The sequence below is a fragment of the Prolixibacteraceae bacterium genome (genome assembly GCA_019856515.1).
GTDB lineage: Bacteria > Bacteroidota > Bacteroidia > Bacteroidales > Prolixibacteraceae > Halosquirtibacter > Halosquirtibacter xylanolyticus.
The window spans coordinates 895,572-909,765 of the sequence record CP082230.1 but is presented as its reverse complement, the minus strand read 5'-3'; the positions used below and the strand labels follow the sequence as shown (position 1 = coordinate 909,765).

Genomic DNA, 14,194 nt, shown 5'->3' with positions numbered 1-14,194 from the left:
TGAATAGTTTTCTTTGTTGAAAGATTGTAAGGAGTGTAATAAACATTAAAATAGAACTACTAATGTATTGTACTGCGATAGGTCTATTGCGTTTAAGTTAAGAAAGAAAAATTGTTTATGAAAAGAGAAGTATTATTAGTGATTATGATGTTTTGTTCGTGGATTGGGTGGTCAGCGAATAAGATCGTACGAGTAACATCAGGTGAGTGGGAGTATCATTTGGTGGAAATTGATGGCGTTGAAGGTGCTAGTCTAGACCTCTATAAAGGTACGGATGTTGAACTTGAGATCCCGGAAGATATCGATGGACATCATGTGATATCATTGTGTCATGATGGAAATGTCTTGGCTGGATTATTTGATCAAAACTACAAAAGTGTAAATAATAATATTGAAAAGGTCTCTACTTTGAATGCGCCTTATTTGAAAGAGATTGGACCCAGTGCGTTTCAATTCTGCAAGCATGCTCGATTTGAAGTATATATGAATGATAAGATTGAATATTTTGGTAAAAAAGCTTTTTCAGGTAGTTCTATTAGTGAAATAGACTTTCCAAGTAGTTTGAAAAAACTGGGGGATATGTGCTTTGAATCATGTGATAAGTTAGAGTATCTAGAGAGTGATTTACCTGAGGAAGTGACTGTAATTCCATTTTGTTGTTTTAGTGGTTGTTCTAGATTTAATGCACGTATTGAATGGATTATTCATTCTCGAATAGAGGCTATTGGGCAGAGTGCCTTTTCAAATTGTTCCAAACTAATAGGTGTTCTATCGATTCCATTAAGTTGTAAAACTATTGGTGATTATGCCTTTTCGAATTGTTCGAAGATAACTGGAGGATTAGATTTGCGTCATGTTACCGATTTAGGTGGTGGTGCATTTTCGATGTGTGAAAGTTTGAATGGTCAGTTACAGTTGCCATTGAATATTACAACGATAGGGGAAAGAACTTTTTTAAATTGTAGTCTCCTTACAGGAGATTTAATACTGAAGGATGAGGTTTTATCTGTTGGTTATAAGGCGTTCAAAGGTTGTCGAAGTTTAGGTCCAAAATTGCAATTGTCTGCTAGCTTGAAGAAAATTGAGGGAAATAGTTTCTTCGGGTGTTTGGGATTTAAGGGAGATTTGTCGATACCTGAAGGTGTTGATGAAATTAAGTTTGGTGCATTTAATTCATGTAGTGGCTTTGATGGTACTTTAACTATCCCATCCACTGTGAAAATAATTGGTAACTCAGGTTTTTATCGTTGTAGTGGACTTCTTTCAGTTGAGATTAAAGGATCATCCCTTGAATCGGTTGGAGATTATGCTTTTAGTGATTGTAAAAAGATCGTTAAAGGAGTGGACTTACCTTCTTCCTTAATTAACATTGGAATGGCTGCTTTTAGTGGTAGTCGAGTTCATAAGAAAAAAATGACACTACCTGAAGGGGTGACAACGATTGCTTTTGATGCTTTTTCTTGGGGGGATAATATTGATGTTGATGAGAGACGAATGTTGAATAAAGTTTATCTTCCTTCAACTCTTGAGGAAGTAGGAGAAGATGCTTTTAATGGCGTGAGTTCTAATTTGAGTGAGTTATATGTTAAAAGTGAAGTCCCACCTCGTGTCTTGCGTATGGCAGATTCAAAGTGGTCTAAGCCTAAAAATCGTAAGATTATTGTATTTGATGAAGAAGCTTTTCAGCATGCAACACTGCATGTTCCTGCAGATAGTTATGATGCTTATGTTTCGGATGTTTATTGGGGACAGTTTCAAAATATTGAGAAGGTTGTTATTTCAACGGCAGTTTCAGATCGTGATGTGACAGCTTCAGTTCGTTCGATAAATGGTACTTATGTGATTGATAACACTGAAATGAAATGGGCAAGTTTAGAGTGTTTTAATATTTCAGGGATAAAGGTTTATTCTCAGAGTATAAAGACGACAGTAGTTACTCTACCATCTCAAAAAACTGGGATCTATTTGGTTCGTCTCTATTCGAAGCGTAAAGAGATTGCTTTATTAAAATTAGTCTATTGATTTCTTTGAGGGCGATACTAAATATTTATCGTTCTAAGATGAAAACGGGAATCGGTTTATAACCGATTCCCGTTTCTATTTTAATGTAGTTGTCTTTTGTGGTGGTATGGTTCGTTAAATGATTGCCTTGATTTGTGATATTACTTTATCAATATCATTTATTGTTGTGAGATGACTGAAGCTAAATCGTAGGTTATGTACTGGAGAGGTATTGTCAAGATTTAAGGCTTTAATCACTCTTGATGTATCTATTACTTTCGCTTTGCAAGCGGAGCCAGAGGAGAATGCAACATATGGCCTTAGAGCAAGTCTTAGGGCTTCAAAGTCAATATGTAGAAATCTAATATTAGATATGTAAGGAGAACGGTTGGCATGATTGGCAATAACTTGTATGTCGGCTATTTTTTGTAGCTCTGTTTCGAAATGTATTTGGATATGGGACACATGTTGGTTTCGTTCTTTGACATGATCTTGAGCTAAGGTAATGGCTTGTTCTAATGCTAAAATCAATGGAGTAGGAAGTGTGCCAGCTCTTAAATGATTTTGTTGCCCTCCACCATGAATGAGTGGGGCTATTTTTAGTTTCTTATTGAATACTAGTGCTCCAATACCTTTGGGACCATATATTTTATGCGCAGAAATGGTAAAGGCATCGAATAGTTGGTAATTTGTCTCTATTTTTCCCACTGTTTGTGTGGTGTCACAAATAAATAGAGCGTCTTTTTGATGGGCTAAATCTGCAATTTGTTCAAGAGGGTGAATGAGACCCGTCTCATTGTTTACCCCCATAAGTACTACAGCAAGTGTGTTTGTGTCTATCTGCTCTTTTAGTTCTTGTAGATCAACTTCTCCTTGTCTGTTGTTTTTTAGAGTGATGATCTCTAGGCCATAGCTCTCTAACTCTTTACACACTTCGAATACCGCACTATGCTCTGTCTGTGCAGTGATGATTTTTGATTTGGTGTTACTTGGGTGGTTGTATAGTCCTTTTAGAATGGTGTTAATTGATTCGGTGGCACCACTAGTGAAAATTAAATCATTAAGCGGGGTATTGAATGCTTTTAATATTTGTGTCGCAGCTTCTGATGTTTGATCTGCGAGGTTATTTGATTTGAGACTTTCTGTATTAGAAGGGTTGGCATACATCTCTGTCATCGATGTATTTAATTGCTCTAATATTTTAGGGTCAATAGGTGTTGAAGCAGCATAGTCGAGATAGATATATTGGCTCATATTACTGAAGATTGGTTTTAATTTACACGTAATTACAAATGTAAAAAAAACCATTGGTTTATGATATAGATCGACTTGTCTTCCTTTATTATTCTGTTTGCTCATCTGTTATGGACATTGTACTACAGTTACTAAAAGCGAAAAAATAGCTGTAGCACAATACCCGTAACTATTATATATTTATAGGATTTTTGTTTTTATATTCGATTTTGTTTTAACCTGTGTTGAAAAATATCTCTGTAGGACGAGGTTGCTTTATTGCCTCGTCCAATCACAGTGTTTTTGTGTAATGAATGTGTAGATCTATTTGAGATTACACTTGGTGTTAATTGACAATTACTTCATCTAGGCGAAGCCAAGTGTATTCAAGGTTCTTTTTTGTGTTGTATGTAGCTTGTCGTCTATTTTTTCCTATCACGTGTATGTATCTAGCGGATGTGTTTGACGGGATACATTTCACTGTTTTTCTCTCCTTTTTTTGTGTCTCTAGATCAAAGTGTACTTGATAGATATTTCTGAATGTTGCTCCATCATTTGAGACTTCATATCTTACAAAAGCAGGAATAACTTCTCCTTTCTTTGGTTTGGCATCCCATGTCGTTCTTATTTCGTTGATATCTTGAATTTCTCCTAAGTCAATGACGAAGTCAAAATCGTCAAGTTCGATAGATTGGAAGTTTCTACATACGCCATCAATAAGTGCCGATTGAAAGCAGTTTGGACGATCCATTGAATAGTTGTGTTTATATGTTATTTTGGAATGAATAGCCTTGTGATTAATAATATTCTTAGATTTTACTGGAGTTGGAATGCCTCTTTTGTCTTTGGTGATACAGTGGATGTTGATAGAGTCTTTTATTTTGATTGGTTGTGTGTAACGTGTTGATTCACTTGTGGGATTCTCTCCATTGGTTGTATACCATATTGGAGTGTTCGATTCATTGTACATAGTTAAAAGGAGTTCTCCTTCAGAAGATTTGGTGGTTTTCAGACGAATATCTTGTGATGGATATCCAACAATAAAGTCTTTTTGTCTAAGATAGTTATTCGCAATTTGTACTCGTTTGTTAAAAGACTCCCAATTATTGTTATTATATCCGCTCCAACCACGCTCCGCAATAGCTAGCAAGCGAGGAAAAGTGCGAATGGAAGCATACTTGAATGATGGTGAATTTTGGGTTGGAAGGATTGCAGAAATCCCTAATATATCATTACCTCTATCATCATTACCTCTATCATCATTATTGATAAAAGGGTTGAAGTTATATACATCTTCCAATGAAAGAATTCCAATTCGTGTGGTACTTAGGGTGTCATGACTCTCATTTTTAGAGAAAACATAGCTTCTTGGACTATATATGATTCTATTTCCATTGTCGCAAATATGATGTGCTTCCTCTATTCCATGTTTTAATTGTGCAATAGAGTTTTGATTCAGAGAGTATTTATATAGGTGATTCCCTCCAATTATTTGTCTTTGATATTTGTTCGCAATTTTTTCAAGTTCTCTCATGTATTGAAATGCTACTTGATCGTAGGGTTTTCTTGAGTTATCGCATGCATTAATACATCTTTTACACAGCCCTTCGGTTGAAAACCTTCTTTCACTATTATCAATAGAAATATATGGATTACGAAAAATATTAGTCATTTCACTGAAAACATCATCCCAAAATACCAAAGCCTCAGGGGACGTTTTACAGATATGATTGTGAGTTCCTTTACATGTTATTTCAGGATATGCTCTTCGGAGTGCACATAGTTGTCTTGAGGTGGTAAATTTAGGGATAATTTGGATATTCATCTGGTGTGCATAACGAACCAGGTTGTGCATTTTATTTTGGGTATAAAAGCCTCCATATGGTTTACCATTATCTTTGTTCATATGGTGTTTTTGATTCTGTTTAAAGCCGATATGATCTCTCATTGAGCATATTTCCGTTAGCTTTGGACGTTTTTTTATTTCGATTCTCCATCCATGCGGATCTCCTAAAGTTAGGATGAGACGATTCATCTTAAAATGAGACATGACCTCAATAAGTCTTTTAAGATCATCAATACTATATATATGGGAGCATACATCTAACTCAAAACCTCTGAAGGCATATTGAGGATCGTCTTTGATATAACACTCAGTCATCGATAGTTTATTCTCGGATTTGTTTATGAGTTGTGTTAACGTTTGTATTGCATAAAGAACACCTGCATTGTCCTTTGCTTTGATTACTATTCCCTCTTGTTTAACTGATAGTTCGTATCCTTCTTTATTTATGGCCTTCTTGGTTTGGCGAATGATCTTAATGAAACCATCTTTTTTAACCTTTTTACAGGTATTTCCTGTGTGATTCTTTATGATGGAGGTCCCCATCTTTATACCACTCATAAATAGTGCACTATTACTAGAGACTGTAATTGTATCGGGGATAATTACAGTTTCTGAATGTACTTCTTGGTATGAAGTTTGAGGTAGGATAGAGTTAATCTGATTTTGATCTTGTCTTTGACAACATATAAGCAAGGGGATTGCTACTATGAATATACATATGAAAAAAATAGAGTGCTTTTTAAATTTTTTCGTCATATTACATGGTGGTTAATGAGTGTTAATTAAGAGTGCAATATATTAAATTAAACAGTTCTATTTATTGTGTTATTTAAAATTATGATAATGTGTTATTGGGCTTGGGTTTGATTGTAACTATTTGTTTATTAGTTTAAGATTGTTCTGATTTGAGAAGTGTTTAAACTGTTTGGGATTAGATGATGGTTTTCAACTTATTAATAGAATTCCGTGTTCTGTTGTGTTTGTGTTTTTTGTTAATTAATGTGATTTGATGTGTTGTGGTGGGATAGAATAGTGTTTTAATACTTATTATTAGATCACAAACTTGCTGGGATCTTTATAAATTATGTCATTTGTGAGAGATATCAGTTCTTTATAATGCTCCTTAAAATGTGGTGTGTCGATTTTTGCATTTGTCGATGTTGATATGATACATGCGCAGATCTGTTGAAGAATAACAGATAAAGGATATTTAATCTGTAGAATAAGATGAAGACGATCTAAGTTATTCTGTTGTTAAACCGAGTTGTAAATAATCTAGTTTTAGATATGAGTATTACATATGAAAGAGAAGAAAGTCGATAGATTTTCAAAGAAGGACTATGGATAGAGAAAATGAATTGGATCATTGATTATATCACGTTTAGATGAAGTTTGTCTCTAAATCCAATGACTTGATAGAGGTTGTAAACTTCTTTTTTTTTTAGAATACATAATGGAATAAGTGGTCATGATATAATCCATTGGAATTTACTTTTATGGTTTATTGTTGGCATTTAGATCTATGTGTTTTGAGGATGGGTCCTAATATTTAATTTGGAAATGAACTTTCGAGAGATTATACAATAACTCAAAATTAAATTAATCAATGATTGTTACGATAGTCTGATGGTGTCTTTTTGTAGACATTCCTAAATGCAGTACTAAAGTATTTGGGGCTAGAGAAGCCTGTTTGATCTGCAATTTCTGATATAGACAGTGGGCTATTACAGAGAAGATCTGCAGCCTTGTTTAGACGAATTCGTTTAATGAAATCTTGTGGTGAATATTTGGTTAATGCTTTAACTTTTCGATATAGTACTGGTCTACTCATGTATATCTCTTTGCATAATATTTCAACAGAAAAAGATGGGTTATCTAAATGTTTATGGATTATTGAACTGCATTTGTCCATAAAGATTTGGTCTAGTTCATTGTTTTGTTTTATGTCTTTAAGCTTATGATTGAGAGAGGAGAATTTCTCTTTTAGTTTCTGATGAGACGTGATTAGATTGGATATTTTTGATTTAAGGATCTGGATATCAAATGGTTTTTCGATATAGCTGTCTGCTCCACATTTATAACTTTCAATTTCATCTTCGTTTGATGTGAGTGCTGTGAGAATAATTATAGGGATATGACATGTTTCGATACTTCCCTTTAATTTAGAACATAACTCGATTCCATTCATGTTGGGCATCATCACATCTGATATTATTAGATCTGGCTCTTCCTCTTTTATATATTGTAACGCTTCAAGTCCATCATTAGCAATATCGATATCGTAAGATTCGTTTAGAGTACTTGTTAATAATACCTGTATCTCTTTGCTATCTTCAACAATAAGGAGCTTTTGAGATGGAAGAGTATCTCTTATCTTCTTACTCGTAGATTGAAATGAAGAGAGTTCTATGTTTTGGTCATGAAAGATAGAGGAACCATTAAAGTGTTTATTCCCTTTAGGAAGTTTGATGGTAAAAGTGGACCCTTGGTTGATGGTGCTTTGAAAGGAGATGATTCCATGATGAGTGTTAATAATTTTTTTTACGAGCATGAGACCGATACCACTTCCTGAAATGTTTGAGTTAATCGCATTGGATGCCCTGTAATATCTCGTAAAAATATATTTCTGCTGTTTTTTTGGGATACCTATTCCATAATCCTTTAAACGAATGGTGGACCAGTTGTTCTCTTCTGAGATTTCTAAAACGACCTTACCATTTGTATGTGAGTATTTAAATGCATTGGATAAGAGGTTGGAGAAGACTTGTTCCATTTTATTTCGATCATACCATATATATAATTGCTGTTTTGGGTGTGAAATCTGGAAATCAACTCCTTTTTCTACGATGATTGGATTGAAGAATTGGGATATCTGTTCAATATGTTCAAGGATATTATAGTGTGAGACCGAGAGTGGTTCTTGAAAAGTTGTTACTTTTTGGAAGTCTAGAAGTTGTTTGAACAATGAGATCAGTTTATTGGTGTTTTTTAGAGATAGATCAAGAAGTAATTTCTCGTCGTCTGTTATATTATTTTTTTTAGATAGAGCAGTAATCGGAGCTTTAATTAAGGTTAGAGGTGTTTTAATATCATGGGCAATATTTGTGAAGAAGAGTATCTTTTCTTGATTACTCTTTTCATGAATTTTGATTCGATAGTAATTGATTATGATTGCAATTAAAAATAGTAATAGAACTGTATATAGCGCATATGCTATTTTGGTTTGCCACCAATAAGGTAAAATATTAATGATCATTGTTTTGGTTTGACTATTCCATTGGTGATCAATATTGGAAGTTTTTACAAGTAGAGAGTAAATGCCAGGAGGTACTTTTGTATAGGATGCTATATTTGTCGTTGTCCTTTTGTGCCAATGTTTGTCATAGCCCTTTAACATCCATGAGTAGGATGTATTTGTTGGGTTTGTGAAATTAATACCTGCAAACTCAAGAGAGAATGTGTTTTGGTTGGGTGCAAGTGTGATCTCTTTTGTCGTATTGATATTGTGTTTAAGAGGACTATGCTTTTGATCTCTTTGACATATTTCGTTGTCGATGCGAAGGTTCGTAAAAATAAGGTTTATATCCCTTCTATTCTGTTTCAAGTGCGATGGTTTGAATTTTATAAATCCTTTATTTCCTCCAAATATTATTTCGTTATTATTAAGCTTATATGCAGCCCTTTCATTGAATGCATCAGATATAAGTCCATCAGAGGTGTCGTAATTTGTGAAGGTCTCTTCTCTTTGATTATAGCAGGTAATTCCTTTTGTTGTGCTTAACCATAGTTTATTACTGTCTTCTGGAATAATACATTGTATTTTTAGAGATGGTAGTCCATCTTTCTTTGTTAAGTATTTAAATGTTTGTAATTCAGGATCGAATATATTTAATCCACCACCATCTGTTCCTATAAATATTTTGTTTTTACTTGCTTGATAAAAGCTTAGGGCTGGACTATTTGGCTGTTTGTGGTTGTTCGGTTTGTATGTATAATGGTTAATGTCGTTTGTGGTCAGATTGAGAGTGTAGAATCCATTTCCACTAGCAAGAAATAGTTGTTTTCTATCGTTTTGATAGATGTTTTTGATGCTGTTTATCGGAAATGTTTTAATACATTGATTTTTTAGAGAGTAACAAATAAGCATTCCTCTGATAGATCCAATCCATACATTTTGTTCTAGGTCTTTATGTATGCAGAAAATATATTGTGTCGCTCGATTCTTCTTTAATGTCTTTGACGTTATGGGGGTTCGTGTTGAAAAAGTATGAATGTTAATTTCTGTTATGCCTCCTCCGTAACTTCCAATCCATACTTTATCTTTAGATATTTGGGTGATGGAAAGTATTTCGTTGTTACTTATGTGAAGAGGTCTATTCTTATGATTTAGATGAATCCACTTTTTAGAACAAGGTTGATATATACTAATCCCTTTTTTTGTTCCAAACCATAGTTGCCCAATGTTATCTTCAAATATTGATTTTGCAGTATTATTGGCTAATGAATTTTTCTCTCGAATTTGATGCTTGATAATTTGAAATGGGTTCTGATTCAAATCATATAGATTAATTCCACCTCCATAAGTTGTAATCCATAGTCGTTTTTGTTTATCTTCCATCAAGTCATAAATCCCATTATTATTAATAGACATAGGGATATCTTCATTATGTGTGTATTGGTCTTTTACATTTCCAAGAGTGTCTAAAGCTATGACTCCTGAACCATCTACACCAATTAGAAGATCACCTGTAGATTGTTGTATTATTTTACGAACCCAAGAGGATGGGGCAATTTTATTGTTTATGTTAGGATGAGAAGTAAGCTTTTGTTGTCGGAGGTCATAGGAATAAATGCCTTTTTCAACTGATGCAATCCATATTCTACCATTATTATCTTTAAAAATATAACTACAGATTGTATTCTTGATCTGTTTGCATGAATCTAAGGGCATCAACAGATCTATATTATTCTTTATATCCATTTGGTATACTCCTTTGTCTGTCGCCAAAAGAATCTGGTGTTTATTATACGAGGTGATAGAATGGACCTCAAATTGTTTCTCTATGACACGTTGTATCTTATGGGTGTGTATGTTATAAAGAATAATTTTTTTTGAAGTAATTAAGACTAGAATCTGTTTTGAGTGAGGGTAAATGAGATGAGGAGGAGAATTATCCAGTCGTTTATTCTCTATTTTTATAAACCGATCCTTTTTACTATCGTAAAGATAAAGACCTTGATTACTTCCCACCCAGATGTTTTCATTCATGTCAATGCATAGATCGTTAATTCGTTCTCTGTTTGGCTCAAGGTAGTAGTACTTGAAGTGGTTTCCATCGTATCTTTCAATACCATTTTTTGTTCCTAACCATATAAGTTCGTTGGTATCTTGCACCACTTTAAACACATAATTAGAACCAAGTCCTTCATCCATTGTGATATGTTTAAACGGTATCCCATTGCTCCAAAAATGACATAGCATCAAAATGGTTATGAGGAATAATTTAGATAAGGTGTAAGTGGTATGTCTCATTTAATGTTAATGGGTCTTATCGGTGAAAAAAGAGAATCGTTTGATGATGATATTTTGAAGTTTTTGCACTGTCCCTCATCTATGCAATCATGTTCAAACGATTGTTTGCAACTCTCAGTTAAATATAGTTAAGATCATGGAATAATAAAATAGTTGATTGTCGATAAGTGTGTTGTTTGAATGTGTTTTTATTTGTAATTGATTGAAGTGTAGGGGTGTATGTCTGCAATGGTGGACAGAATGGAACATCTGTTTATATATTATGAACTTAAATTAGAATTCAAAGAACTCTAATTAGACCCTTTATTGAGAGCAAAAGTCGTCATTTGTGTTATTGCCAATTAGAAGTTAAAGTGAAGAGTATTAATCTTCATTTCAAGTTGAAATTGCTACAAATCCAATAAACTAAATGTACCCATGAAGAAGATCATTATCTTATGTATTATTTCTCTTCACAGCTTTTTGAGTTTCTCTCAAATAGATATAAAAGGTGTTGTCAGGGATAAGGAGGAAGTAACCTTACCTGGGGTTAATGTCCTTCTTAAAGGGACTAAAGTTGGAACGGTTACTGACATAAATGGTCGGTTTCAACTAGAGGTTCCAGATAGAGAATCAACTCTGGTATTTTCTTATGTCGGCTATAAAGCCAAGGAGGTTCAGGTTCGATTCCGAACAGAGGTTGAAGTACAGTTAGAGTCTACACTACAATCTTTGTCTGATGTGGTGGTGGTTGGATATGGTGTCCTTCAAAAAAGAGATGTTACAGGCTCGGTTTCAAAAGTAAAAACTTCAGACAATGAGGCACGGCAGTATACCTCTGTTGATGCATTACTTCAAGGGCGTTCAAGTGGAGTCCAGGTAACCTCTAATTCCGGAACACCTGGATCAGCAGTAAGTGTGAGAGTTCGAGGGACGAATAGCTTAAGGGGTAACAATGAGCCTTTATATGTGATCGATGGAGTGATTATAAACTCCGCAGCTGAGGATGTTAGAGATCCTTCTTCTGATGCTAATGAGATACAAAGTGCACAAAATGGGTTGACGGGTTTAAACCCTCGAGATATTGAAAGTATTGAATTGTTAAAGGATGCTTCAGCTACTGCAATATATGGGTCTAGAGGTGCCAATGGAGTCATATTAATTACGACCAAGAAAGGAGTGAGAGGAGAAGCAAAAGTTAATGTGTATGGTAGTATTTGCTTTTCACAAATGTCGAATAAGATTGATATGCTAGACGCATTTGGATATGCAAAATATATTAATGAGTTTCAATTACAAGTTGGCGGAGAACAAAAATATGAAATGGACCAAGATAATATCTATATATTAAATCATATAGAAGATCCTGATGCAGGCGCCCCAAGTAATGTAATGTCTTCGACCCGTGCCATTGATTGGCAAGATGAAATATACCAGATGGGAATTACACATATAGAAGGAGTATCGGTTAGCGGGACTAGTAATAAGACTCAATATTATATTTCAGGAGGATATACTGATCAACAAGGGTTTATTGAGACATCAAATTTACAGAAAGGAGACTTTCGTTTGAATTTAACCAACAACCTTTCGTCGTCGGTGAAATTAGATACCCGTTTCTCAGGGATATATCAGAAAGGTTCTTTTTCTCAAGCTGGTAGTAAGGCTGGGGGGCCTAGAAGCTTTCCAAAACAAGTCCTTACATACTCTCCAATAGAGAGTGATCAAGAGCTTGGTATAGACCAAGAATTAGAAGTTTCAAGTCCATATACTTGGTTGATAGATTATCAAGATGAAACGTCTGAAACGCGTGTTAATGGATATACATCCGTGAGTATCCGATTATTGACTGGATTAACATATAAAACACAAGTCGGGTTAGATTATCGTAATAAACAGCGTAGCCGATTTTGGGATCGTGGTGTTTTTAAGGGTAAAATAGACAATGGGGTCTTGGCCACTTCAACTCTTTTGCGATATTCATATAGTTTAGATAATTTATTGATGTATAATCGCAATTTTGAGAATGGAAATAGGCTTGCATCTACTATCGCTTTCACCTATGATGAATCGAATTCAACCTCTTCCATTTATGAGACCAAAGATTTTCCATTTACATTCTTAGGTATAGACTCTCCACAGGTCGGACGATTGATCTCAAGGCCTTATAGTCTATATAAAAGTAAGCAATCAATATTGTCGTTATTGGCTCGATTAAATTTTACGTTAAAAGACAAATATATTTTCACTGGTAGTATACGTGCTGATGGCTCTTCTAAGTTTTCGAAAGGCAATAAATATGGTTATTTTCCTGCAGGGGCATTTGCTTGGCGAATAGGAGAAGAACCGATAATCAAATCGGTGAAATGGATCGATAATCTTAAGTTTCGAGCTGGTTGGGGAAAGACCGGTAATCAGGCAATTGGGCCATACAGTACATTTAAGAATTATGCAACGGTATATGCTGCAGATGCAAGTGACAACTTCATTATTGGATCAGTTCCTACCAATATAAAAAATAGTGATCTTACATGGGAGGTCTCTTCCCAATACAATACGGGTCTTGATATCTCTTTTTTTGATCAGCGTGTGAGTTTAGTTGCTGATGTTTATTACAAAACGACAAGTGACCTTCTTCAAAGTATTGAGATCGGAGCATCCAATGGTTATCGTAGAATGCTTGTTAATAGGGGTGAGATTGAAAATAAGGGTGTGGAGTTGTCTCTTGATGTACAACCTATACGAAAAGATGATATTTCTCTTTCGATTGGTGCCAATATCTCATTTAACAAGAATAAGATTAGAGCACTTGGGTTGTCTCCCTCGGAAGTTTATATTAATGGAGAATCAAGGAGCGAAATTTTTTATTATGGAACAAATGTCTCTACTGGATTAGAGTTTAAGTGTCCTGCTAATATCTTTATGGAAGGACAACCTATCGGGATGTTTTGGGGTTATCAAACAGATGGCATTTTTCAAAGTCAAACAGCTGCAGATAATGCAGCAGCATTTCGAGGTCAAGATAATCAAGCAGGTGATGTCTGTTTTATAGATCAGAATAAAGATGGTGTCATTAACAATAAGGATATGACTTTTATTGGTAACCCAAATCCAGATCTCTTCTATGGAATGAATATAAACCTTTCGTATAAAAGGTTTAGGTTATCAGCATTGTTGAATGGAGTATATGGAGTCGATATTGCGAATGGTGTTTCTCTTTCAACTTCATATCCGACGGGCAATGGAAAGAATATTACTGAAACGAGTTATGCTAATGCGTGGCGGGAAAATACCCCCAATAACACTTCTCCAAGAATTGGATATCGTTTGAGTCAATATTTTACTGATCGGATTGTTGAAGATGGGAGTTTTTTAAGGCTATCAAATGTTACATGTAGTTATGATATTATTAGAAATAAATTTGGGTTAGATAATGTCAACTTATACGTTACAGGTAGTAACCTCTTGACGGTAACCAATTATAGTGGTTATGATCCAGAAGTTACGAGCTTCATGTTTAATGGTGGTATTATGGGGGTCGATTGGTCAGGTTCTCCTAATAGTAAGAGTATTCTTGTTGGATTAAATGTTACATTCTAAAT

At 34.5% G+C, this 14,194-nt stretch carries 5 protein-coding genes; 2 read left to right on the top strand and 3 right to left on the bottom strand.

The window, feature by feature from the left end:
* Nucleotides 1-117 precede the first annotated feature (117 nt).
* Nucleotides 118-2,022: a leucine-rich repeat domain-containing protein gene (locus K5X82_03155; GenBank protein ID QZT37906.1), complete on the top strand. Its 1,905-nt coding sequence runs from the start codon at nt 118-120 to the stop codon at nt 2,020-2,022.
* 114 nt (nt 2,023-2,136) lie between these two features.
* On the opposite strand, the gene K5X82_03150 is transcribed toward K5X82_03155, so the two are convergent.
* The 3 genes from K5X82_03150 to K5X82_03140 form a co-directional block, all read right to left on the bottom strand.
* Nucleotides 2,137-3,360, bottom strand: a complete 1,224-nt coding sequence (locus K5X82_03150; protein QZT37905.1) for a cysteine desulfurase — start codon at nt 3,358-3,360, stop codon at nt 2,137-2,139.
* 220 nt (nt 3,361-3,580) lie between these two features.
* On the bottom strand, nt 3,581-5,836 hold the full coding sequence (locus K5X82_03145; protein ID QZT37904.1) for a family 20 glycosylhydrolase: 2,256 nt from the start codon (nt 5,834-5,836) through the stop codon (nt 3,581-3,583).
* An 847-nt stretch (nt 5,837-6,683) separates the two neighbouring features.
* A complete protein-coding gene (locus K5X82_03140; protein QZT37903.1) occupies nt 6,684-10,514 on the bottom strand; it encodes a response regulator in 3,831 nt (1,276 codons plus the stop codon).
* 516 nt (nt 10,515-11,030) lie between these two features.
* Here K5X82_03140 and K5X82_03135 point away from each other — a divergent pair.
* Complete coding sequence (locus K5X82_03135; GenBank protein ID QZT37902.1) at nt 11,031-14,192, top strand: TonB-dependent receptor; 3,162 nt, start codon at nt 11,031-11,033, stop codon at nt 14,190-14,192.
* The last annotated feature ends 2 nt before the right edge of the window (nt 14,193-14,194 follow it).

Excerpts from the sequence above, each read along its gene's own strand:
- K5X82_03145 (QZT37904.1), bottom strand. The coding sequence starts at position 5,836 with ATGACGAAAAAATTTAAAAAGCACTCTATTTTTTTCATATGTATATTC.
- K5X82_03140 (QZT37903.1), bottom strand. The coding sequence starts at position 10,514 with ATGGATGAAGGACTTGGTTCTAATTATGTGTTTAAAGTGGTGCAAGAT.
- K5X82_03150 (QZT37905.1), bottom strand. The coding sequence starts at position 3,360 with ATGAGCAAACAGAATAATAAAGGAAGACAAGTCGATCTATATCATAAA.
- K5X82_03155 (QZT37906.1), top strand. The coding sequence starts at position 118 with ATGAAAAGAGAAGTATTATTAGTGATTATGATGTTTTGTTCGTGGATT.
- K5X82_03135 (QZT37902.1), top strand. The coding sequence starts at position 11,031 with ATGAAGAAGATCATTATCTTATGTATTATTTCTCTTCACAGCTTTTTG.